This window comes from Sulfitobacter sp. HNIBRBA3233, from assembly GCF_040149665.1.
GTDB lineage: Bacteria > Pseudomonadota > Alphaproteobacteria > Rhodobacterales > Rhodobacteraceae > Sulfitobacter > Sulfitobacter marinivivus.
The window spans coordinates 2,448,401-2,469,392 of record NZ_JBEFLP010000001.1 but is presented as its reverse complement, the minus strand read 5'-3'; the positions used below and the strand labels follow the sequence as shown (position 1 = coordinate 2,469,392).

Here is a 20,992-nt window from a genome sequence, read left to right as displayed (position 1 = left end):
TGCGATGCGCGCCTCCGATGCCGCAAGCAAGAAGAAAGGCGTTCTGGCTGCGGACGGAACACCGCTCAAAAGGTCGCTGAACCGCGCCCTGCGCATGCAAAAACTACGCGCCCTGATGCTGGTCGCGCCGCTTTTGATCTTTGTGCTGGTCACGTTCATCGCACCGATTGCGGACATGCTCTGGCGATCCGTCGAAAACGACATCGTGTCCGACACGCTGCCGAAAACGACCGAGGCGCTGGAGGACTGGGACGCGAACGGAAACGAATTACCCGGTGAAACCGTATACCGCGCCCTCTACGACGATATTTTCTTTGCTCAGGAAGCAAAGCTTCACACCCGCCTCGGGTCCCGCCTGAACTACGAGTTGACCGGCATGTCGTCGCTCTTCCGCAAGTCCGGGCGCAGCGTCGAGGATATGGGAGAGGTCTATCAGGACCAGTTCGAGGACCTGAACGAGTTCTGGGAAGACGGCGAGAACTGGAACAGCTTCATGGGCAGCGACAGCTGGCTGTCGGCCATCCAGTCATGGGACGAAGACAGTGACACCGCCCAGCCCCGTTTCGAAATGCGTGACGGGATCGCGGATATGCTGCCCAATACCGCTGCCGCGTACCAGCGTTTCGCGGATTTCATCCAGCTCGAAGACGAGGATAACCTCTACGACGAAGATCCGTGGGCAATCGTATATTCCTCTTTCTACGAAGACCTGACCGGTGAAACGGCGAGCCAGATCGCAAGCTACAGCGGCCCTGCCGCCGCCGAGATCAAGGCCGCAGCCGAGGCCGCGCCTGATTTCGAAACCGTTGACTACGTCGCGGCCTTCCGCGAGATCGACGAGGACTGGCACAGTCTCGATGTCTGGCAGACCATCAAGATCTATTCCCCCGATCTGACGACCGGTTACTTCCTCAATTCCGTCGACATGCAGAAATCCGCAGACGGCGCCGAGCTTCGCCCCGAAGACGAACGTATCTACGGGATCCTGTTCTGGCGCACGATGGTGATGTCGGTCGCGATCACGGCGTCGTGCATCCTGCTCGGATATCCGGTGGCCTGGATCCTTGCCAACCTGCCGTCGCGCACCGCCAACCTGCTGATGATCCTCGTGCTGCTGCCGTTCTGGACATCGCTTCTGGTGCGAACCTCGGCGTGGAAGGTGATGCTGCAACAGCAGGGTGTCATCAACGATACGCTGGTCTGGCTGGGGCTTGTCGCGGATGCGGACAGGCTGGTGCTGATCAACAACCAGACCGGTACGATCATCGCGATGACCCACATCCTGCTGCCCTTCATGATCCTGCCGATGTACTCCGTCATGCAGACGATCCAGCCAAGCTATCTTCGGGCTGCCAAGAGCCTCGGGGCGACGAACTGGACCGCTTTCTGGCGTGTCTACTTCCCGCAGTCGGTGCCCGGAATCGGCGCGGGGTCGATCCTCGTGTTCATCCTCGCCATCGGCTACTACATCACGCCTGAAATCGTGGGCGGTACAAGCGGTACGTTCATCTCGAACCGCATTGCCTACCATATTTCAAGCTCGCTCAACTGGGGACTGGCGGCTGCGCTCGGGGCGATCCTGCTGGCTGCGGTTCTCATACTCTACTACGCCTACGACAAGATCGTCGGCATCGATAACGTGAAACTCGGATAAGGAGCAGTATCATGGTTGCACTTACACCCATCTCCCGTACCGAACCGAGTTTCTACGTCTCGGTTGTGGCAGCGTTCGGCGCATTCTTCGGCATCTTCATCGGTGCCGGGCAGGGTTCGATCCCGCTCGGGGTCATCGCCGGCGCGATCCTCATGGCGATTGCCGCCTTCGCATTGGTCAAGTTCGGCAATGAAAAGACCGGCCGCTGGGCGCTGTTCGTCGTGATGGCCATTGCAGGGTACTTCATCGCAGGTATCCCCGGCGTGGTCGTCGGCGGCTTTTTCGGCTGGTTCTTCGGATTTATGACCTTCTGGCTGTCTGAAGGACGCTACCGTGCGAAAATCCCGCCATATCTGACACCGATGCAGGTGCTCTGGCATTTCGCGTTCCGCGTGATCTGTGGTGCGATTTTCGTCTTCCTCATCACACCGATCCTCGTGGTGATGCCGCTCAGCTTCAATGCCGAGAACTTCTTTACCTTCACCCCCGAAATGCTGCGGTTCGATCCCGAGGGATATTCGCTCAAGCATTACCGCGACTTCTTTACCAACGATGACTGGCAGAACGCACTCTGGAACTCGGTCAAGATCGCGCCGGTGGCGACACTGCTGTCCGTCAGCTTCGGTACGCTGGCCGCAATCGGGCTGAGCCAGCCGCACGTCCCGTTCCGTCGTGCGATCATGGCGATCTTGATCTCGCCGATGATCGTTCCGCTGATCATCTCGGCGGCGGGCATGTACTTCTTCTACAGCCGCATCGGCCTGCAGGGGACATATGTCGGCGTGGTGCTGGCCCACGCGGCGCTGGGCATTCCGTTTGTCATCATCACGGTCACCGCGACGCTGGTCGGCTTTGACCGGTCACTGACGCGGGCTGCGGCGAACATGGGGGCCAATCCGGTCACCACCTTCTTCCGCGTGCAGATGCCGCTGATCCTGCCCGGCGTGATTTCCGGGGGCCTGTTCGCCTTCATCACGTCCTTCGACGAGGTGGTGGTCGTGCTGTTCGTCGGCTCCGCGGGTCAGAAGACACTGCCCTGGCAGATGTTCACCGGCCTTCGCGAGCAGATCAGCCCAACCATCCTTGCGGTGGCGACGATCCTTGTGGCGATCTCGATCTGCCTGCTGACGGTGGTCGAGATCCTGCGCCGACGCTCCGAGCGGCTTCGCGGGATGAGCCCCGGCTGATCGCTTCGGACACCGAAACAAAAAAAGCCCCCAACCGCGTGTCGGGGGCTTTTTTATTGGTCGCCTCAGGGATCCTTGCGCAACCGTTCCAGCAGTCGCGGAGAGGCATAGCCGTCCGGTAGCAAACCCTTTGATACCTGCCAGCCCCGCACCGCATTGATCGTCAGCGGCCCGATTTTCGCATCGATCATCTGCGTGTCGAACCCCGCCTGCGTGAGCCGTTCCTGCAGCTCGATCCTTTCATCAAAGCTGAGCGCGCGATCCTGCGTGGGCCAGCTGCCTTTCAGCGGGCCGGCACCAACGATACGATCCGCAAGGTGCCCCACGGCGATCACATAGGCATCTGCCGTGTTGTAGCTTTCCAGTACTTCGAAGTTATCGAAGATCATGAAAGCAGCGCCTTCAGCCCCTGCGGGCAGCAGGATCGAGGCCAGGCCGTGGTCGCGAACCGGTTCGCCGCCGGTATCGGTCACGCCGAGCGCGGCCCAATCGGCGGCGGGCTTGCGCACGTCGCGGCTGGCCAGCAGGTAATCGAACCCTTCGGGCAGCCGCACCTCAACGCCCCAGGGCTGGCCCGTCGTCCAGCCGTTTTTCTTCAGATAGGCCGCCGTGGATGCCAGCGCATCGCGCGGGTCATCGCCCCAGATGTCGCGTTTGCCGTCACCAGTCCAGTCGACGGCATGGTCGATGAAAGAGGTCGGCATGAACTGCGTATGCCCCATTGCGCCCGCCCAGCTGCCGGTCAGGGACGCGGCGGTGGTATCACCCGATTGCAGGATATCGAGAGCGGCAATCACCTGCGCTTCGAAGAACGCCGCACGGCGGGCATCGTAGGCAAGCGATGCCATGGACCGCAGGACAGGATCGCTGCCACGGAAGGTGCCATAGGCGCTTTCCAACCCCCAGATTGCAGCGACGATCTGCGCAGGCACGCCATATTCCGCTTCGATGTCCGTCAACGCCTCGCGCTGTTTGTCCAATGCGGCACGGCCGTTCGCGACCCTCAGGTCCGATACGGCGGTCGACAGATACTCCCAGATCGTCTTGGTGAATTCGGACTGGTTCCTGTCGCGTTCGACGACCAGAGGATCAAAGGAAAGGTCCTGCATGTGCCGGTCGTAAACCGCGCCGGTGATACCTGCTTCCAGCGCCCGGGGCCGGAAATCCGTGATCCATTGCTCCATGCTGGCCGGTCGCCCTGCCTGATCGGGGGCCGGTTGGGCTGTCGTTTCCGCCTGAGCGGGAGATGCCAGCAAGGCCATGATAATAAAGGGGTATTTCTTCATTGGCTCAATCACACTCTCGATACTGTTTCCAGTCTAGAGGCAATCCATTCGTCAGGATACGGGCAACATCTGCCGCCCGGATCTTTCGGCACAATCCCGCAACGCGGTCATTTGCGCGTGCGCGACACCTTGCGTTTCGCCTTTTTCGCGCGCGCGGCCTTCTTTGCCTTGGCGTGGGCGCCCTTGCGTCGGGGCGTGCGCCCTGCCGGGCTCTGGCGGCCCTGTTTGACCTGTTCGTCACCGATCTCCAGAAGCTCGAGTGCGATACCGCCTGTCACCGGGGTCACTTCGGCCAGTCGCACGGTTACCCGCTGGCCCAACCCGATGGTCATGCCTGTATCGGATCCCATCAGCGTTCCGGCATCGGCGTCGTGGTGGAAATACTCGCGCCCCAGATTGCGCATCGGGATCAGACCGTCCGCGCCCGTCTCGTCCAGTTTCACGAAGGCGCCGAAACGGGCGACACCGCTGACACGGCCGGTCATCTCGTCGCCGATACGTTCCGACAGGAAGGCGGCAAGGTAGCGGTCGGTGGTGTCCCGCTCTGCCACCATCGACCGTCTTTCGGTGTCCGAGATGTGGTTGCCCGTGGCCTCGATGTCCTCGATGTCTTCGGGGGACAGGCCGTCCTTGCCCCAACCGTGCGCGGTAATCAGGGCGCGGTGCACGATCAGGTCCGCATAGCGGCGGATCGGTGAGGTGAAATGTGCATAGGACCGCAGGGCGAGGCCGAAATGGCCGATGTGCTGCGGGCCGTAGTAGGCCTGCGTCATGGACCGCAGGGTTGACAGGTTGATCAACTCGGCGTCGTCGCTGCCTGCCGCCTGATCCAGCAGGCGGTTCAGATGCGATGTCTGCAACACCTGCCCCTTGGCCAGCGTGTAGCCCGATGCCTGCGCGGTCTCGCGCAGCGCTTCGAGCTTTTCCGGCGTAGGCTCTTCGTGGGTGCGGAACAGCAGCGGCACCTTCTTCGCGATCAGCGTCTCGGCGGCGGCGACATTCGCCAGAACCATGAATTCCTCGATCAGCTTGTGTGCGTCCAGCCGGTCGCGGAAACGGACCGAACGCACGGTGCCGTCCTCATCCAGTTCGATCCGGCGCTCGGGCAGATCGAGATCGAGGGGTTGGCGGCGGGTCCGCGCGGATTTCAGCGCGGCGTAGGCAGCGTAGAGCGGCTTGAGTACCGGCTCCAGCAGGTCTTCGGTGCGTTCATTTGGTGCGCCGTCAATCGCGGCCTGCACCTCTTCGTAATGCAGGCTGGCGGGCGAGCGCATCAGGCCACGGTGGAAGTCATGCGCGATCTTGTTGCCTTCGGCGTCCAGAACCATGCGCACCGCGATACAGGCGCGTTCGACGCCTTCGTGCAGCGAACACAGATCGCCCGACAGCCGGTCGGGCAGCATCGGCACCACGCGGTCGGGAAAATAGGTCGAATTGCCCCGCTTGCGTGCCTCGCGGTCCAGCGCGGACCCGGGGGTGACGTAGGCTGCGACATCTGCAATCGCGACCCACAGGATATGGCCGCCGGGGTTTTTCGGGTTCGGATCCGGTTCGGCAAAACACGCGTCGTCGTGATCGCGTGCATCGGACGGGTCGATAGTGATCAGCGGCAGATCGCGCAAATCCTCGCGGCCCTTCAGGCCCACAGGTTTCGCCGCATCCGCTTGAACGATCACGTCATCGGGAAAGCTGTCCGGGATACCGTGCTGGTGGATCGCGATCAGCGATACCGCCTTGGGCGCGGATGGATCGCCCAGCCGCTCGACGATGCGCGCGCGCGGCAGACCCATGCGGGCCTTCGGTCCGGCCAGTTCCGCCTCGACCAGCTCGCCGTCCTTTGCACCGTATGTCGCGTCGTCGGCAACGGTCCATTCCTTGTCCGACCCCTTGTCGATCGGCTGGATACGACCACCTTCGCTGCGGACGCGGAAAATGCCCACGATCCGGCGCGGGTTCGCGCCGATCCGGCGGATCAGCCGCGCCTCGTAGTGGTGGTCTTCCCCCTTGACCGCCGTCAGCCGCGCGAGGATGCGGTCGCCCGCGCCCAGCGCCGGGTCCGAGGCACGCGGTATGACCAGAACCACGGGCTCCTTGCCCTCGCCCTGCCACTCCATCGGCTTGGCGAACAGATCGCCGTCGCCGTCCGGCCCCGTGACCAGCAGCACCGAAACCGGCGGCAGGCGATCGGGGTCGCGATAGGTTTTCTTGCGCTTCTCAAGATGCCCTTCGGCCTCAAGCTCCTTCAGGGTCCGCTTGAGATCGATGCGCGCGGCACCTTTGATCCCGAAGGCCTTGGCGATGTCGCGTTTGGCGGTCAGGGTCGGGTTCTGTTCGATCCATTCGAGGATCTCGGTCTTGGTGGGAAGCTTGCTCATGCCTTGCAGGTAGCACGGCCATGGGGGGAGGTCACATTATTTCAGATCATCCGCGGTATCGACGTCGCGCAAACGGGCAACCCGCGCGGTGCGGTGGTCCGGCAGCGTGGCAAGCGTGTCGGCCAACGCGTGGCGCGTCGACCACCTGACGCCCCTGAACAGGCCTGGCGGGATCGCGCGGCTGCGTTTCAATCCGATAAGCCAGTAACCCCCATCGGCTGCCGGTCCAAAGACAGCGTCGTGGCTCCCCAAGGCGGCGAATGCTTCAGCGATGCGGGCGCGATCGATGTCAGGAATATCCGCACCGATCACACAGACCGGCCCGTGCGGCGGCGTGCGCAGCGCCCTGAGCATACGGTCCCCCAGATCACCCCGCCCCTGCGCGATGCGCGGCAGATGGGCGGGCCAGACACGGCTGACCAGTCCCTCGGCGTCCGGGCTGACCGCAAGAACGGTCTGCCAGCGCGGGTCCTCCACACGGCGCAGCAGGCGCGTGGTCTGGTGCCGGAACCACCACGCCGCGTCGGTCATGCCGATCTGGCGGCCAAGCCGTGTCTTTACCCTGCCGGGATGCGGTTCTTTGAGCATCACCACCAGCGTCCGGATCACAGGGCCCGTTCCATCATCTGGTGCGGCTCGCCCTCGTCATCGTAGGGCGCGCCAAATGCGCGAAACCCCAGCTTTTCGTAGAAACCCACGGCGTGGGCCTGCGCGCCCAGCACCGCCCGCCACGCGCCAAGCTGGCCTGCACGGCCCACCGCGGCGTCGATCAGATCCGCGCCAAGGCCGCGACCGCGCAGCGCACGCACCACGCAGACGCGGCCGATCTTGGCCGTATCACCGTCCATGTAGATGCGCGCGGTGGCCACCGGCGTTTCTTCGTCCCAGGCCAGCAAGTGGTGGCTGACAGGATCCAGCGCGTCGACCTCGCCTTCGGCGGAATAACCCTGTTCGACGACGAAAACCTCGTGGCGCAGCGCGTAGCAGGTGGCGGTATCGGTGGTCGGCGCGATCAGGATCATACGAAGTAATCCGCCAGGATCCGCGCGTAGATCGCCTTGAGCTGGTGGATGTGCTCCACGCGCACGTGTTCGTCGACCTGATGCATCGACTGACCGACAAGGCCGAATTCGACCACCGGACAATGGGATTTCACAAACCGCGCATCCGACGTCCCGCCGCTGGTCGAAAGGACGGGTGCGACCCCGGTTTCCGCTTCGACAGCCGTTGCCACCAGCGACGACAGATCGCCGGGCGGCGTGATAAAGCTTTCGCCCGAAATCTTCACCTGGGTGGTGACCTCGACGGAAAACTCTTCCCGAACTCTATGGACCTCGGTCTCGATCCATTCGGTCAGGCTTGCGCCGGTATGGGTGTCGTTGAAGCGGATGTTCACGGCGGCGGTGCAGTCGGCGGGGATCACGTTGGTGGCCGCGTTGCCAGTGTCCACGGTAACCACGGCCAGTGTCGAGGGGTCGAAATGCTCTGTCCCCTCGTCAAGGGTGCGGCGCGCGAGGCGGTCCATCAGCGATACCATCGCCGGCAGCGGGTTAAGGGCGCGATGGGGATATGCCGAATGGCCCTGTTTGCCGATCACGCGGAATTTCACGGTCATCGACCCGCGCCTGCCGATCTTGATCATGTCACCCATGTTTTCGGGGCAGGTTGGTTCGCCCACAAGGCAGACATCCATCCGTTCCCCGTGCTGCTCCATATAGTCCAGCAACGCGAGGGTGCCATCGACGCTCTCGCCTTCCTCGTCACCGGTAATCGCGATCACGATGGAGCCATCCGGCGGCGTATCGGTCACGAAATCGACCGCCGCCGCAGCGAAGGCGGCAACACCGGATTTCATGTCCGTCGTGCCGCGCCCGTACATCACACCATCATGGATCTCGGCGCCGAAGGGCGGCTTTGTCCACGCCCCTTCGTCACCCACGGGGACAACATCGGTATGGCCGTTGAACCCGAAGCTTTTCGTGTTTCCGGGCGTTCCCCAACGGGCGAACAGGTTGCGAATACCGCCGCGATCCGCCCAGCCGCAGGTAAACCCCGCATCGCTGAGAAGATCATGCAGAATATCCAGCGCGCCCGCATCCTCGGGCGTGACGGAGGGGCAGCGGACCAGTTGTGCGGTCAGATCCACGGGGTCGATTGGCGGCATGTCGGGGCTCCTTTCCAGAGGTCTGACGCCCTTATCCCTTCTGTAATCCAAAAGTGCCAGTGGGGCGCGGCGGCTTTCGAAAACCGCTTCATTTGAATAAAATCTGTGGTAAGCTTGGAGCATAATAAATGACCCGAGGCAGGGCAGAAGCAGCTTTCGTCACCTGAAAACAGGGGCGGAATCACTTTGCAAAAGACATCGAGGACCAAAGACGCACGCGTCAGGTCCGGCTGTGGCTTGTGCTGTCTCGACACCTGTTCGAGGCAAATACATGGTAGCGGCATCAGAGCTTCCCATCCAGACGGTCCGAGAGGGGACTTCCGCACTGGAGATGGCGCAGGAGATTTTCGGCACGGGCGTGACCGTCACCGGCGCGACGTACTACGGCGACATCGACAGTGCGGGTATCTATTCCAACGGCGATGCAGTCGCTCCCGGCGTGACGCCCGGCGACACCGGCGTGATCCTGTCGACGGGAGAAGTGCAGGATTTCACCAACTCCAGCGGCCAGTCCAACCAGTCAACCAACACCTCGACCAATACCTACGGCACAAGCGGGTACAGCCAGTACAACAATGCCGCCGGTACCGCGACCTATGACGCCGCCACTCTGGATATCGATTTCATTCCGGATTCGTCGGTCATGACGATGCAATTCGTCTTCTCTTCCGAAGAGTATCCCGAATTCGAAAACTCGATCTATCAGGATTTTTTCGGCGTCTGGATCAATGGCCAGCAGGTCGAACTTGATGTCGGTGACGGGGATACGGACCCTGGAAACATCAACACGATCAACAACATAAACATGTACGTCAACAACCAGACGGACGATTACAACACCGAGATGGACGGCTTTACCATCACGATGACGCTGACGATGTTCGTGAACCCCGACGTCGTGAACTCCATGCGGATCGCGATCGCCGACGTCGCCGACAGCAACTACGATTCCAACGTTCTCATCGCTGGCGGGTCGGTGCAGACCGCGCTGGTTGCGATCTCTGACGATGTGAACGTCTATCCGGACGGGACTACCATTCTTGATGTGCTGAGCAACGACATCAACAATGGTCCGGGTACGCTGACCATCACCCATATCAACGGCCAACCTGCCGTCGTCGGGGTGGCGGTGACCCTGCCCACCGGCCAGATCGTCACGTTGAACGAAAACGGCACCTTCAGCGTGCAGGGTGACGGGGATCAGGAAAACTTCAACTTCACCTACACCGTCAGCAATGGCAGCGTCTCGGACACGGGATTTGTCAACGCGACGTCGGTGCCGTGCTTTGTTGCCGGGACACTGATCGCAACCCCCTCCGGGGACCGCAGGGTCGAAACCCTGACCCCCGGCGATCTTGTGATGACCAAGGACGAGGGCCCGCAACCGCTGCGCTGGACCGGATCGCGGACAGTCGCGGCCCAAGGCAGCCATGCGCCTATCCATATCCACGCAGGCACGCTGGGCCAGCACCGCGATCTGCTGGTATCGCCGCTGCACCGGGTGCTGATCCGCGACAATCTGGCAGAGCTTCTGTTCGGTGAACCGGAGGTTCTGGTCGCGGCGCGCGATCTGGTCAACGACCGCTCGATCACCCGCCGCGAAGGCGGAGAGGTGACCTATGTCCACCTGCTGTTCGACCGTCATCAGGTGGTGTTTTCGGAAGGGCTGGAGACCGAAAGCTTCCTGCCCGGCCCCCAGACCGCCGGCAGCTTCGAAGAAAGCACCGTCAACGAGATCTACAGCCTCTTCCCCGAACTGGACCCCGAAACGGGGACCGGCTTTCCAACTGCGGCACGCCGCACTCTGAAACGTTACGAAGCAGAGCTGCTGCGCGCAGCAAAGGTGGCATGAAATGACTTGGCTCGCTCTTACAGACGCCTCCGAGCGTCGCTTTTCCCTGCACGGTCTTGGCAGCGGCAAACGCACCGATCCGGTCTGTCCCGACCGGCCCGATCAGGTGCTGAACCGTGGCTCGATCGTGTTTGAAACCGCCGTTGCGGAAGATGCCAAGCCGCAGGCCCTGTTTGGCTACACCAATCCGCATCCGCAACATCGCAGCCTGATCTTTCAGGCCATCCCCGGTGGCGGCGTGTCGATGGTTCACGTTCAGGGCGACCGGATCGCCCATGCCGCCATCGCCCACAAGAACGCGGGCCGCGCCGAAGTGCTTCGGCTGACCTATGCGTGGGACATCAAGTACAACTGGGGCCGGCTGACGCTGGAGCGCGCAGGCGAGACGGATGTGACATCGGTCGCCGTCGAAAATCCGCTGCCCCTGACACTCGCGGATCTGCGCGACCTGATGCTGGGCCGCGAGACGGTGGAATACGCGCCCGACATGATTTTCGCAGCCCTGTCGAACCAGATCGAACCGATCGGCCCGGGCCCGACCCTTGCGCCCGATACGCCGATCGCGACGCCTTGGGGGTATCGCAACGCGGGCACGCTGAAGCGCGGCGATACCGTCTATGCGGCGGACGGCACGGTCGTTCCGGTCCTGCATAACGTGTCGCGCACCGTGCCCGCGCGGGGCAGCTTTGCCCCGATCCGTTTTCGCGCGCCCTATTTCGGGCTGCAGCAGGACATCATCATTGCGCCCAACCAGCATGTCGTCGTCGACGGGCCGGAGGTGGATTATCTGTTTGCCTGCGAAAAGGTTCTTACGCCCGCGCGCCATCTGGTGAACGGCTTTGCCGCGCGGGAAGAAGCGTGGGGCCACACCATCAGCTATTGCCAGCTGATCCTGCCGCAGCACGAACCGATCCTTGCGGCGGGCGCCCCGTTGGAAAGCATGTACATCGGGCGGATGCGCCGCGACGCGCATCAGCTGGCGTCAAGCGTGCTGTTCGGCGTAGACCGTCAGGACCTGCCGGAACACGCCCAGCCGTCTTATAAGGTTCTCAAGTGGTTCGAAGCGATCCATCTGGCGAAACGCCGGGCGGCCTGATCAGTCGTCGTCGGCCATGTCGCTGATGGTTTCATCCCCGAAAAAGGGCGTCATCTGCGCCACGATAACCGAATTCTCGTCGAGCGCGCGCTGCATCAGGGCGCGCTCGTCCTCGTCGATCTCCTGACCGTCCGCCTCACGTTCGGCAAGCGTGCCGTAGCCGGTGACATCCAGCGGCGCCGTATCCGCCTGCTTCAGGATCGCAACGGTTTCGCGCACGGCTTCGGCCTCGTCCACACCGGAGGCGAAACAGACAAGGCCCGCCCCGGTTGCATCCTTGGGCAGGCCATCGCCATCTTTGCGACCGATCTGGACCAGCAGGGTATAGACCTGCTGGCGTTTTGGTTTCTTGTCGGATTTCTTGTCAGCCATGGATCATGCCGTAGCTGCGCGTTGCGGATTTGAAAAGGCCTAACCGCGTTTCTTGATCATCTGGCCGAGGGCGATCAACAGGCAGGCGCCCACGACACCGACGAAAAGCTGGCCGATCCAGCCACCCAGCGTGGATCCGAAAATCGTCATCAGGATGAAGTTGAAAACGACCGCACCCAATATACCCAGGATGATGTTCAGGATCAGGCTGTGATCCGTTTTCATGATCTTTTCGGCGATCCAGCCTGCAAGGGCCCCGATGATGATAGCTGCGAACCAACCGATGCCGGTCATGGTCATCTCCTTTTGATGTCTGGCGGCCCAACGCGGCCACCGACCCCGCAGTTCCGTCAGCGGCAACTGGAAAGAAGCGCAATCGGTCCTTTTCCACGAATCATCGCGATGCCGTCGGGGGTGTCGAGGATCATAACACGTTCCTCCCAATGTCCGACCTTGCCGTCGCAGACCATATCGAACAGCGTCGCGGTCATCCCCCGGACCGGTTTGGGGTCGCGCAGGCTGCACCTGCTCTCCACGGCAATCAGCGATCCGTTCGCGATGGCAATGGCACCGGAGGGCTGCCCGATGGATCGGCAATCCCAGTCGGGCGCGCCCTGCGGACGGTAAAGCCCGTCATATGGACCCGAGGCGAAAACCGCCCCGGGAATGGCTACAAGTATCGCGTATAGCGCCCGACGCATCCGATCAGGTGCGCAGCAGCTCGTTGATCGAGGTCTTCGAGCGGGTCCGCTCGTCCACCCGCTTGACGATGACGGCGCAGTAGAGGCTCACGTTGTTCTTGGACGGCATCGTGCCGGCAACCACGACCGAACCTGCGGGCACCTCGCCATACATGATCTCGCCGGTTTCGCGATCCACGATCTTGGTCGACTGGCCGATGAAAACACCCATGCCCAGAACGGACCCTTCACGGATGATGCAGCCTTCGACAACTTCCGAGCGCGCACCGATGAAACAGTTGTCCTCGATGATGGTCGGCCCTGCCTGCATCGGCTCAAGCACACCGCCGATGCCTACGCCGCCCGACAGGTGCACATTCTTGCCGATCTGCGCGCAGGAGCCCACGGTTGCCCATGTATCGACCATGGTGCCTTCGTCGACGTAGGCACCTAGGTTCACAAAAGACGGCATCAGCACCACACCGGGCGCGATATAGGCGGACTTGCGCACAACGCAGTTGGGAACGGCACGGAAACCGGCGTCTTTCCAATCCGTCTCGCCCCAGCCCAGGAACTTGCTGTCGACCTTGTCCCACCAGCTGCTGCCCTGCGGGCCACCGGACTGCGGTGCCATGTCCTTGATGCGGAAGCCCAGCAGAACCGCTTTCTTGGCCCACTGGTTGACGTGCCATGTGCTGTCCTCGCCCCGTTCGGCCACGCGCAGCTTGCCACTGTCGAGGGCGTTCAGCGTGGCCTCGATAGCCTCGCGGGTTTCGCCGCCGGTTGCGGATGTAATGCTATCGCGGTCATCCCACGCGGCTTCGATTGCGGTCTCAAGCTGTGCATTGGACATGGTCGGATCTTCCTCATCAAGATAATGGTTGGGTAGCGCTATACGCGCGCCAGCCCCCACGCGCAATCTGGAGCACGCCCGCCGGTGCATTCGCCCGTGGTCAGCATCGCAAAAGATGTGCAAGGTGCCAAAAAACGGCAGCCTTTCCCGGAGACCCTGATGAACCAGAAGCACCGCCACCCCCTGCGCGACGCGCACAGTGACCGCAACGCCGCAGACGGCGTGCCCGTTACGCCACAAACGCAATCGCCCGCCTACCGCCTGGCCTTTGCCGACAAGGATTTTCTTTGTCGCGAAGAATTGCGTCCCGTGCGCCTGCAACTCGAACTGCTGAAGCCGGAAATGATGCTGGACGAATACGGTGTGAGCTCGACCATCGTCCTGTTCGGCGGCGCGCGGATCCCGAAACCGGCGGACAAGGACAAGGCCCGGACCAAAACACTGGCCGACCTGTCCCATTTCTACGACGAGGCGCGTGAATTCGCGCGGCTGATGACGCTCAAATCAAATGAAAGCGCCGGACGCGAGGACGTTATCGTGACCGGCGGCGGGCCGGGCGTGATGGAGGCAGGCAACCGAGGCGCTGTGGACGCCGGCGGCGTCTCCATCGGTCTGAACATCGTGCTGCCGTTCGAACAGGCGCCGAATGAATACGTCACACCGGATCTGTGTTTCAACTTCCACTATTTCGCGATCCGCAAAATGCATTTCCTGATGCGCGCCAAGGCGATCTGCGTCTTCCCGGGCGGGTTCGGCACCATGGACGAACTGTTCGAGGCGCTGACCCTGATACAGACAGGCCGCATGCAGCGGGTGCCGTTCCTGTTGTTCGGCCGCGCCTTCTGGGAGCGGATCATCAACTGGGACGCGCTGGCCGAAGCCGGCACAATTTCCGACGAGGATCTGGATCTCTTCCGTTTCGTCGAAACCGCAACAGAAGCCGTCGAGGTCATCGAGACCTGGAACGAGCAGCCCGCGCGAACCTCCGTGCCCGGCCGCTAAGCGCTGGTCAGGCAAACATCTCGTCGGGCAGGACGCACAGGGGCACGTGATGCGGCAGTGTTTCCAGCACGTGCTGCCCGTCGTCCGTATCCCGGATGTTGTAGCCGTAACCGGCCAGCCGGTGTTTCCACTCGCGCGTGGACAGGGCAATCTCGCGTTCACGCGTGACGATATTCATGATGTCGCGGGTAACAAACGCATCGTTGTGAATAATAACAGACATCGTCTCTCTCCTTATTGAACCATCTTGAGAAACAGTCTGGACAGGCAGAATGGCAGGATTCGGCAACGATTGTGGCGGAACAGAGGTATTTGAATCCTCAACGGTTGAGCGATCATAGTTTCGGCGCGGGAAACGCCGGAAATTCGCGCCCCGGTTGTGATCCGCCTACCCGAGAAAGATTTTGCCCTTCGGATAGTTGATTCGCGATATGGACCGCGTTGCCAGAAAGAAGCCCAGCGTCAGGGGGCCAAGCCGCCCGGCGAACATCAGCAGAACGATAACCACGCGTCCCAGCGTATCCAGATCACCGGTGGCGCCACGCGAAAGGCCCACGGTTCCGAAGGCCGAACAGACCTCGAACAGCAGATCCAGAAAATCACCGCGCCAGGTCAACAGGATCAGGAAAAGCCCCATCGCGACCAGAAACAGGCTGAGCGCGGTCAGCGCCAGCACCTTTGAGATTTCCTCGATCCCCAGACTGCGTCCGAAAACGTGCAGCTTCTCGCTGCGCCGGAAGAAGGCAATCGTCGCGAGGATCAGAACGATCAGGGTGGTCACCTTGATCCCTCCGGCGGTCGAGGAAGGGCCACCCCCCACCAGCATCAGAAGGATCGTCACCAGCGTGGTACTGTCATGCATCTGCGCGTAGTCCAGCGTGTTGAAACCCGCCGTGCGCGGTGTGACCGCCTGAAACCACGACGCCCAAAGCCGCGCGCCGGTGCCGTGCAGTGCGCCAAGCGTGCCGGGGTTGTTCCACTCCATCGCCGCGAAAGTCACGAAGGCCCAGAGGATCAAACACAGGCTGCCCACCAGCATCAGCTTGCTGTGCAGGGTCAAATGCTTCCAGCCACGCCGTTCGTTGAGATCCGCCAGCACCACGAATCCCAAGCCGCCCAGAATGAACAGCGCGGTAATGGTGATGTTGACGACAGGATCGTCGACATACCGTGTCAGGCTATCGGAAAATAACGAGAATCCCGCGTTGTTGAACGCCGAGATCGTGTGGAACAACGCCTGCCAGAACCCCTGTGCCCAGCCGAATTCGGGCACGAAGACGAACATCAGCAGCGCGGTCCCCACCGCCTCGACCCCGAAAGCGACGAAGGCCACAATACGCACCAGCGCGAGAAGATCGCTGAGGGATGTCTGGCCCAACTCGTCGCTCAGAACCAGCCGCTGAGGCATCCCGATCCGCATCCCCAGCATCGACAGCAGCAGCGCGGCAAAGGTCATCAGCCCCAGACCGCCCAACTGAATGAGGACCGTGATGATGATCTGCCCGACCAAGGTGTACTGGCTGCCGGTATCGACGACGATCAGGCCGGTCACCGTCACGGCGGATGCCGATGTAAACAATGTGTCGCTGAAGGACAGACCGCCGGTATTGCTGAAAGGCATCAACAAAAGCAGCGCGCCGAAAAAGATGAAAAGCGCGTACAAGATGGCAAGAATCGCCGGAGGGCTGACCCTTTTGCGGGCCAGTGACAGCTGAAACGTCCTACGCACCATCAAAGGCTGCCGGTAAAGTCACGCAGATCGTCCCGCTCACCGAGCAGCAGCAAAAGGTCGTCCTCCTCGAGCGTGATCCCCGATCCTTCGTGGCCCAGAAACTTTGTCCCGCGCAGCACGCCGATACAGCGCAGGTCGTGCTTGCCGTAGCTCAGTTCCGAAAGCGTGCAATCCTGAAGCTTTTCGGGCACCCTGAAGTTCACGACATGCTGCCCGTTGCCGAGGCTGACATAGTCGCGCACCATCGGGTTGTGCAGCATCTGCGCGATGTGCTGGCCGACTTCCTTTTCGGGATAGACGACACGATCCACCCCCAGTCGCGACAGGATGCGGTGGTGGTTTTTCGATGCCGCTTTTGCCCAGATCTTGCCGATGCCCAATGTCTTGAGGGTAATGGTCGCAAGGATGCTCGCCTCGATATCGTCGGCGATTGCGACGACACCGACATCGCAGATGTCGATGCCTGCTTCGCGCAGGGCCTGATCGTCGCGCGCATCGAGGATCATGGTGCGGTCGATCTTGTCCGCGATGCCGGAAACGGCGCGTTCGGAAATATCTATTCCCGTGACGTGATGGCCAAAGCGCGACAGGTCATGCGCCACAGTACTGCCGAAAGCACCCAGACCGATCACAACAAACGAGGAGTGTTTAGACGCCATAGCGGGCCTCCTTTCGGAAGGAGATGACGCGAAACCGCCGTTTTGCAAGGGGGGCCGTTCAGCCGCGTGAAACGCCTGCCTCGGCCTCGATCTGCTTGCGTGATTTGCGAACCCGTTCCGTTTCGGATTTCAGCTGGCCGCAGGCGGCCATGATATCCTCGCCACGCGGCTTGCGCACCGGCGAAGCATACCCAGCGTTGTGCACAATGTCCGCAAACGCGCGAATCCGGTTGTTCGACGACCGCTTGTAAGGCGCACCCGGCCATTCGTTGAACGGGATCAGGTTGATCTTTGCGGGGATGCCTTCGATCAGCTTCATCAACCGGTGCGCATCCGCGTCACTGTCGTTGATCCCGTCGAGCATCACGTATTCGAAGGTGATCCGCTCGGAGTTCGACACCTTGGGATATTCACGCAGCGCATCCAGCAATGTTTCGATGTTCCAGCGCTTGTTGATCGGCACGAGCTGGTTGCGCACCTCATCGGTGGTGGCATGGAAAGACACCGCAAGCTGGCAGCCGATTTCCTGCGCGGTGCGGGCGATTTCGGGCACCACGCCAGAGGTCGACAGGGTGATCCGCCGGCGGCTCAACTGGATGCCTTCGGGGTCCATCGCGATCTTCATCGCATCGCGCACATTCTCGAAATTATAAAGCGGCTCGCCCATGCCCATCAGCACGATGTTCGACAGGCGCCGCGCCTCGTAGGTGCGCGTGCCGGTCTGGGGCCATTCGTCCAGATCGTCCCGCGCTACCATCACCTGGCCGATGATCTCTCCGGCAGTCAGGTTGCGCACCAGCTTCTGGGTGCCGGTATGGCAGAACGAACAGGTCAGGGTGCAGCCGACCTGACTGGACACGCAAAGCGTGCCGCGGTCTTCTTCGGGGATATAGACAACCTCGACCTCGTGACCGCCCGCGATGCGCACAAGGTACTTGCGGGTTCCGTCCTCGCTGATCAGCCGCGAAACGACCTCCGGCACCGCAACCACGAAATGCTCGGCAAGTTGCGCGCGGAATGCCTTGGACAGATTGGTCATCGCATCAAAATCGCGCACGCCCCACTGGTAGATCCACTGCCAGATCTGCCCCACACGCATCTTCGCCTGCTTCTCGGGCGTACCGATCGCGATCAGCGCATCACGCATGGCATCGCGGGTCAGACCGACAAGGTTCTGCGGACCATCGGGCAGTTTGCGTGGGATGGTGTGAACATCCTGTGTAATCGGGGCTTGCGGAGCGGACATAGGATCGATTCCTCTGATTGCTGCTGCGTATATAGGGGCTCGGTCCCCGAAATGAAAACAGCCCCGCCGTTAGAGGCAGGGCCGCTTGAAGAATGACGTGAGGGATCAGCCGCCGCAGCGCTTCTCCGCATCTTCGACCGCGGCGGTAAAGCCCAGCAGGGAAAACGTGTCTTCGGTCTGTGTGCCACGGCTCGAGACGCCGGTCAGCTTGGCATCCGCGCCGCGCTTCATCGCGGCGATCATCTTGGCATCATCGGATGTGGTCGCGGGCCACGCCCATTCGCCTTCGGTGAACATCTGGTAGGTTTCGCCGGAAATCTCTGCCGTAACGGTGGATCCGCTGGCAAAGGGATAGCCGCCGGTAAACGCAACCTGACCACTGGCCCCGGCGCTGGGACGGTAGAAGACCATCAACAGGGTTTGCCCCCGGTTCACCGCGACCACACGACCATCGCGCGAGTTCACGGACTCTTTCGGGGTCGAAACGCCCCAGCACTCTGTCGGGTTGTCCTCGACAAAGACGCTCCAATCGGTTTTCGCCGCAACGCGATTGGTGCTCTGATCCTGCGCCCAGACGCTGCCGGTTACCAGAACCGTCATCGCAGCAGCACTCAAACCCGTTTTAAAAAGTCCCATCTTTATACTTCTCCAGCCGTTCGTGATGCCTCAAACCTGATTTTCCCGGACCGCTGGCCAGTGTTATTGGCCCTTGTCACCGCCTCGGGTTGCCTTTCTGACGACAACAAGCACCATAGCGCGAAAGAAGCGAGTGACGAAACCCTGATTGGCGGGTTTTTGCCCATATATACCGACTCAAAGGACAGCTACCATGACAGCCCCACATCCCTTCGCCGAAATCTGGCGCGGACCATTCCTCGAGAGCGTTCATTCAGGCCACGCCGTGATCTGCGACGCCAAGGGAGAGATCGTGGAAGCCTGGGGTGATCCGACGGTCACCGTGTTGCCGCGCAGTTCGTCGAAGATGATCCAGGCGCTGCCCCTTCTGCGGTCGGGTGCGGCAAAATCCCACGGGCTCGGCACCGAACAGCTCGCCCTTGCCTGCGCCTCGCACGAGGGCGCACCGATCCATGTGGAGAAGGTCGGCGCGTGGATGAAAGACCTCGGGCTCAGCGATGACGCCTTTCGCTGCGGGGCGCAGGAAACCCGCGACCGCGGCCTGCTGGAGGCGCAGATCCGCGCCGGTGAGAGCCCGTGCCAGATCCACAACAACTGCTCGGGCAAACACGCGGGATTTCTGACTCTGGCACGGCATCTGGGGGCGGGGCCGGAATACGTCGATCCCGATCATCCGGTTCAGCGCGCCTGTCTCGATGCGTTCGAGGATGTGACCGGCGAGACCAGCCCCGGTTTCGGTATCGACGGCTGCTCCGCGCCAAATCCCGCGGCCAGCCTGCACGGTATCGCCCGCGCGATGGCGCGCTTTGCTGCCGCACCCGAAGACAGCGCCGAGGCGCAACTGCATCAGGCCATGCGCCTGCATCCCGAACTGGTCGCGGGTGAGGGACGCGCCTGCACCGAACTGATGCGCGCCACGGGTGGCAAGGTCGCATTGAAGACCGGTGCGGAGGGATTCTTCATCGCGATCTGGCCCGAACGTAAAATCGGCATCGCGCTGAAAGCCGCTTGCGGCACCACCCGCGCCGCCGAAGCCGCGATTGCGGCCCTTCTTGTCCGGCTTGGTGCGCTTGATGCAAACCACCCTGCCACGCTGAAACGGATCAATGCGCCCATCCGCAACTGGCGCGGCACAGAGACCGGTATCCTCAAACCCGCCGCCGGCCTTCTGTGATCTTCCCTTCTTGCCGGACGTGTTGCGGCGGCCCTGCGCTTGCGCGGGGCCCCTGACGCTCTGAATTCAGCGCTCAGCCGGCGATGAAATCAGTCTTCGCGTAGCCCTGAACATAGAGAAGCGATGTCAGATCGCCGTGATTGATCCTGACATTGCACTGTGCGGCGACCGCAGGCTTGGCGTGCAGGGCGACGCCCAGCCCCGCGCGGGTCAGCATCCCCAGATCGTTCGCGCCGTCGCCCACGGCGATGACATCGGCGTCGGTGATGCCCAGATCGCGGGTGAACTGCTCCAGCGCGTCGACCTTGGCTTCGCGACCGAGGATCGGTTCGGCCACCGTCCCGGTCAGGACGCCATCATGGGACAGAAGCCGGTTGGCGCGGTGGGTATCGAACCCCAGAGTGGTGGCAATGCGGTCGGTGAAGCTGGTGAAGCCGCCGGACACAAGCGCTGCGAAAGCGCCCGAGGCCTTCATCGTCCCCAGAAGCGCCTGCGCGCCGGGCATCAGGGTGATCCGTTCGTTCAGCACCTTGTCGATCACGGTGACCGGCAGGTCCTTCAGCAGACCGACCCGCTCGCGCAGCGCGCCTTCGAAACCGATTTCGCCGTTCATCGCGCGGGCCGTGATGTCTTTGACATGCGCGCCGACCCCGGCCTCATCCGCCAGCTCGTCGATGCATTCCTGTTCGATCATCGTGCTGTCCATATCCGCCAGCAGCATCCGCTTTCGCCGCCCCTGTGCAGGGACGATGACCACATCGACACCCATCGACTGGCAGCTTTGCCAGACTTCCTCGAAATTCGCGGGAATCCTGTCGAGCGGGAATTCGGCGGCTTCGTCGATAGCGAGCCAGTCCGCATCGCCTCCGCCCCACGCATTGCGCAGCGAATCAACAAGCGACCGCTCAAGAGAGGGCGCTTTGGGCGAGGTGAGAAGGACGGCAAAATACATGGGCAGGTTTCCGATCAGCGTCAGGGAGGTCGCAAAAAGGCGATCGAACGGCGTTCTAGCCCCGAATAGACG

Annotated in this window: 21 protein-coding genes; 6 read left to right on the top strand and 15 right to left on the bottom strand. The window is 62.0% G+C overall.

Going from position 1 to position 20,992, the window contains the following annotated elements; translation table 11 throughout:
* Window positions 1-4: 4 nt before the first annotated feature.
* Together ABMC89_RS12090 and ABMC89_RS12085 are read left to right on the top strand one after the other, a co-directional pair.
* Window positions 5-1,654, top strand: coding sequence for an ABC transporter permease (locus ABMC89_RS12090; protein ID WP_349568624.1), 1,650 nt, complete (start codon window positions 5-7; stop codon window positions 1,652-1,654).
* 11 nt (window positions 1,655-1,665) lie between these two features.
* On the top strand, window positions 1,666-2,841 hold the full coding sequence (locus ABMC89_RS12085) for an ABC transporter permease (protein ID WP_349568179.1): 1,176 nt from the start codon (window positions 1,666-1,668) through the stop codon (window positions 2,839-2,841).
* Window positions 2,842-2,906: 65 nt separating this feature from the next.
* Here ABMC89_RS12085 and ABMC89_RS12080 read toward each other — a convergent pair whose 3' ends face one another.
* The 5 genes from ABMC89_RS12080 to dapE all read right to left on the bottom strand — a co-directional run bounded on the left by ABMC89_RS12080 (window position 2,907) and on the right by dapE (window position 8,666).
* Window positions 2,907-4,127: a lytic murein transglycosylase gene (locus ABMC89_RS12080; RefSeq protein ID WP_349568178.1), complete on the bottom strand. Its 1,221-nt coding sequence runs from the start codon at window positions 4,125-4,127 to the stop codon at window positions 2,907-2,909.
* A gap of 107 nt (window positions 4,128-4,234) precedes the next feature.
* Window positions 4,235-6,502: a ribonuclease R gene (gene rnr / locus ABMC89_RS12075; protein WP_349568177.1), complete on the bottom strand. Its 2,268-nt coding sequence runs from the start codon at window positions 6,500-6,502 to the stop codon at window positions 4,235-4,237.
* A 36-nt stretch (window positions 6,503-6,538) separates the two neighbouring features.
* Window positions 6,539-7,111 (bottom strand): TIGR04282 family arsenosugar biosynthesis glycosyltransferase, encoded by a 573-nt coding sequence (locus tag ABMC89_RS12070; RefSeq protein ID WP_349568176.1) that lies wholly within the window; start codon window positions 7,109-7,111, stop codon window positions 6,539-6,541.
* Window positions 7,108-7,524 carry a GNAT family N-acetyltransferase gene (locus ABMC89_RS12065; protein ID WP_349568175.1) on the bottom strand — a complete coding sequence of 139 codons (417 nt, stop codon included), beginning with the start codon at window positions 7,522-7,524 and terminating at the stop codon, window positions 7,108-7,110. The genes ABMC89_RS12070 and ABMC89_RS12065 overlap by 4 nt, the downstream gene beginning before the upstream one ends.
* Window positions 7,521-8,666, bottom strand: a complete 1,146-nt coding sequence (gene dapE, locus ABMC89_RS12060) for a succinyl-diaminopimelate desuccinylase (protein WP_349568174.1) — start codon at window positions 8,664-8,666, stop codon at window positions 7,521-7,523. The genes ABMC89_RS12065 and dapE overlap by 4 nt, the downstream gene beginning before the upstream one ends.
* Window positions 8,667-8,937: 271 nt before the next feature.
* Between dapE and ABMC89_RS12055 the strand changes: the two genes are divergently transcribed.
* Both ABMC89_RS12055 and ABMC89_RS12050 read left to right on the top strand, forming a co-directional pair.
* Window positions 8,938-10,518, top strand: coding sequence for a Hint domain-containing protein (locus ABMC89_RS12055; RefSeq protein ID WP_349568173.1), 1,581 nt, complete (start codon window positions 8,938-8,940; stop codon window positions 10,516-10,518).
* Window position 10,519: 1 nt separating this feature from the next.
* Window positions 10,520-11,614, top strand: coding sequence for a Hint domain-containing protein (locus tag ABMC89_RS12050; RefSeq protein ID WP_349568172.1), 1,095 nt, complete (start codon window positions 10,520-10,522; stop codon window positions 11,612-11,614).
* On the opposite strand, the gene ABMC89_RS12045 is transcribed toward ABMC89_RS12050, so the two are convergent.
* Genes ABMC89_RS12045 through dapD form a run of 4 tightly spaced genes read right to left on the bottom strand, consistent with a single transcriptional unit; the run spans window position 11,615 to window position 13,519 of the window.
* Complete coding sequence (locus ABMC89_RS12045; protein WP_349568171.1) at window positions 11,615-11,986, bottom strand: DUF8846 family protein; 372 nt, start codon at window positions 11,984-11,986, stop codon at window positions 11,615-11,617.
* A gap of 39 nt (window positions 11,987-12,025) precedes the next feature.
* Window positions 12,026-12,280, bottom strand: coding sequence for a GlsB/YeaQ/YmgE family stress response membrane protein (locus tag ABMC89_RS12040; RefSeq protein ID WP_349568170.1), 255 nt, complete (start codon window positions 12,278-12,280; stop codon window positions 12,026-12,028).
* Between the two features lie 56 nt (window positions 12,281-12,336).
* Window positions 12,337-12,687, bottom strand: coding sequence for a hypothetical protein (locus ABMC89_RS12035; RefSeq protein WP_349568169.1), 351 nt, complete (start codon window positions 12,685-12,687; stop codon window positions 12,337-12,339).
* Between the two features lie 4 nt (window positions 12,688-12,691).
* Window positions 12,692-13,519: a 2,3,4,5-tetrahydropyridine-2,6-dicarboxylate N-succinyltransferase gene (gene dapD, locus ABMC89_RS12030; RefSeq protein ID WP_349568168.1), complete on the bottom strand. Its 828-nt coding sequence runs from the start codon at window positions 13,517-13,519 to the stop codon at window positions 12,692-12,694.
* A 159-nt stretch (window positions 13,520-13,678) separates the two neighbouring features.
* Here dapD and ABMC89_RS12025 point away from each other — a divergent pair, with 159 nt between their 5' ends.
* Window positions 13,679-14,521 carry an LOG family protein gene (locus ABMC89_RS12025; RefSeq protein ID WP_349568167.1) on the top strand — a complete coding sequence of 281 codons (843 nt, stop codon included), beginning with the start codon at window positions 13,679-13,681 and terminating at the stop codon, window positions 14,519-14,521.
* A gap of 7 nt (window positions 14,522-14,528) precedes the next feature.
* Here ABMC89_RS12025 and ABMC89_RS12020 read toward each other — a convergent pair whose 3' ends face one another.
* From ABMC89_RS12020 to ABMC89_RS12000, 5 genes are all read right to left on the bottom strand, one after another.
* Window positions 14,529-14,744 carry a hypothetical protein gene (locus ABMC89_RS12020; RefSeq protein WP_349568166.1) on the bottom strand — a complete coding sequence of 72 codons (216 nt, stop codon included), beginning with the start codon at window positions 14,742-14,744 and terminating at the stop codon, window positions 14,529-14,531.
* 165 nt (window positions 14,745-14,909) lie between these two features.
* Window positions 14,910-16,253 (bottom strand): TrkH family potassium uptake protein, encoded by a 1,344-nt coding sequence (locus ABMC89_RS12015; RefSeq protein WP_349568165.1) that lies wholly within the window; start codon window positions 16,251-16,253, stop codon window positions 14,910-14,912.
* A complete protein-coding gene (locus ABMC89_RS12010) occupies window positions 16,253-16,912 on the bottom strand; it encodes a potassium channel family protein (RefSeq protein ID WP_349568164.1) in 660 nt (219 codons plus the stop codon). The genes ABMC89_RS12015 and ABMC89_RS12010 overlap by 1 nt, the downstream gene beginning before the upstream one ends.
* A gap of 58 nt (window positions 16,913-16,970) precedes the next feature.
* Window positions 16,971-18,158, bottom strand: a complete 1,188-nt coding sequence (gene rlmN / locus ABMC89_RS12005) for a dual-specificity RNA methyltransferase RlmN (protein WP_349568163.1) — start codon at window positions 18,156-18,158, stop codon at window positions 16,971-16,973.
* A 105-nt stretch (window positions 18,159-18,263) separates the two neighbouring features.
* Window positions 18,264-18,758: an invasion associated locus B family protein gene (locus ABMC89_RS12000; protein ID WP_349568162.1), complete on the bottom strand. Its 495-nt coding sequence runs from the start codon at window positions 18,756-18,758 to the stop codon at window positions 18,264-18,266.
* Between the two features lie 229 nt (window positions 18,759-18,987).
* Here ABMC89_RS12000 and ABMC89_RS11995 point away from each other — a divergent pair, with 229 nt between their 5' ends.
* Complete coding sequence (locus tag ABMC89_RS11995) at window positions 18,988-19,968, top strand: asparaginase (protein WP_349568161.1); 981 nt, start codon at window positions 18,988-18,990, stop codon at window positions 19,966-19,968.
* A gap of 73 nt (window positions 19,969-20,041) precedes the next feature.
* Here ABMC89_RS11995 and serB read toward each other — a convergent pair whose 3' ends face one another.
* A complete protein-coding gene (serB, locus tag ABMC89_RS11990) occupies window positions 20,042-20,920 on the bottom strand; it encodes a phosphoserine phosphatase SerB (protein ID WP_349568160.1) in 879 nt (292 codons plus the stop codon).
* Window positions 20,921-20,992: the final 72 nt, after the last annotated feature.

Excerpts from the sequence above, each read along its gene's own strand:
- ABMC89_RS12040 (WP_349568170.1), bottom strand. The coding sequence starts at position 12,280 with ATGACCGGCATCGGTTGGTTCGCAGCTATCATCATCGGGGCCCTTGCA.
- dapE (WP_349568174.1), bottom strand. The coding sequence starts at position 8,666 with ATGCCGCCAATCGACCCCGTGGATCTGACCGCACAACTGGTCCGCTGC.
- ABMC89_RS12085 (WP_349568179.1), top strand. The coding sequence starts at position 1,666 with ATGGTTGCACTTACACCCATCTCCCGTACCGAACCGAGTTTCTACGTC.
- ABMC89_RS12035 (WP_349568169.1), bottom strand. The coding sequence starts at position 12,687 with ATGCGTCGGGCGCTATACGCGATACTTGTAGCCATTCCCGGGGCGGTT.
- ABMC89_RS12055 (WP_349568173.1), top strand. The coding sequence starts at position 8,938 with ATGGTAGCGGCATCAGAGCTTCCCATCCAGACGGTCCGAGAGGGGACT.
- ABMC89_RS11995 (WP_349568161.1), top strand. The coding sequence starts at position 18,988 with ATGACAGCCCCACATCCCTTCGCCGAAATCTGGCGCGGACCATTCCTC.
- ABMC89_RS12025 (WP_349568167.1), top strand. The coding sequence starts at position 13,679 with ATGAACCAGAAGCACCGCCACCCCCTGCGCGACGCGCACAGTGACCGC.
- ABMC89_RS12080 (WP_349568178.1), bottom strand. The coding sequence starts at position 4,127 with ATGAAGAAATACCCCTTTATTATCATGGCCTTGCTGGCATCTCCCGCT.
- ABMC89_RS12020 (WP_349568166.1), bottom strand. The coding sequence starts at position 14,744 with ATGTCTGTTATTATTCACAACGATGCGTTTGTTACCCGCGACATCATG.
- rnr (WP_349568177.1), bottom strand. The coding sequence starts at position 6,502 with ATGAGCAAGCTTCCCACCAAGACCGAGATCCTCGAATGGATCGAACAG.
- ABMC89_RS12090 (WP_349568624.1), top strand. The coding sequence starts at position 5 with ATGCGCGCCTCCGATGCCGCAAGCAAGAAGAAAGGCGTTCTGGCTGCG.
- serB (WP_349568160.1), bottom strand. The coding sequence starts at position 20,920 with ATGTATTTTGCCGTCCTTCTCACCTCGCCCAAAGCGCCCTCTCTTGAG.
- ABMC89_RS12065 (WP_349568175.1), bottom strand. The coding sequence starts at position 7,524 with ATGATCCTGATCGCGCCGACCACCGATACCGCCACCTGCTACGCGCTG.
- ABMC89_RS12050 (WP_349568172.1), top strand. The coding sequence starts at position 10,520 with ATGACTTGGCTCGCTCTTACAGACGCCTCCGAGCGTCGCTTTTCCCTG.
- ABMC89_RS12000 (WP_349568162.1), bottom strand. The coding sequence starts at position 18,758 with ATGACGGTTCTGGTAACCGGCAGCGTCTGGGCGCAGGATCAGAGCACC.
- rlmN (WP_349568163.1), bottom strand. The coding sequence starts at position 18,158 with ATGTCCGCTCCGCAAGCCCCGATTACACAGGATGTTCACACCATCCCA.
- dapD (WP_349568168.1), bottom strand. The coding sequence starts at position 13,519 with ATGTCCAATGCACAGCTTGAGACCGCAATCGAAGCCGCGTGGGATGAC.
- ABMC89_RS12015 (WP_349568165.1), bottom strand. The coding sequence starts at position 16,253 with ATGGTGCGTAGGACGTTTCAGCTGTCACTGGCCCGCAAAAGGGTCAGC.
- ABMC89_RS12010 (WP_349568164.1), bottom strand. The coding sequence starts at position 16,912 with ATGGCGTCTAAACACTCCTCGTTTGTTGTGATCGGTCTGGGTGCTTTC.
- ABMC89_RS12045 (WP_349568171.1), bottom strand. The coding sequence starts at position 11,986 with ATGGCTGACAAGAAATCCGACAAGAAACCAAAACGCCAGCAGGTCTAT.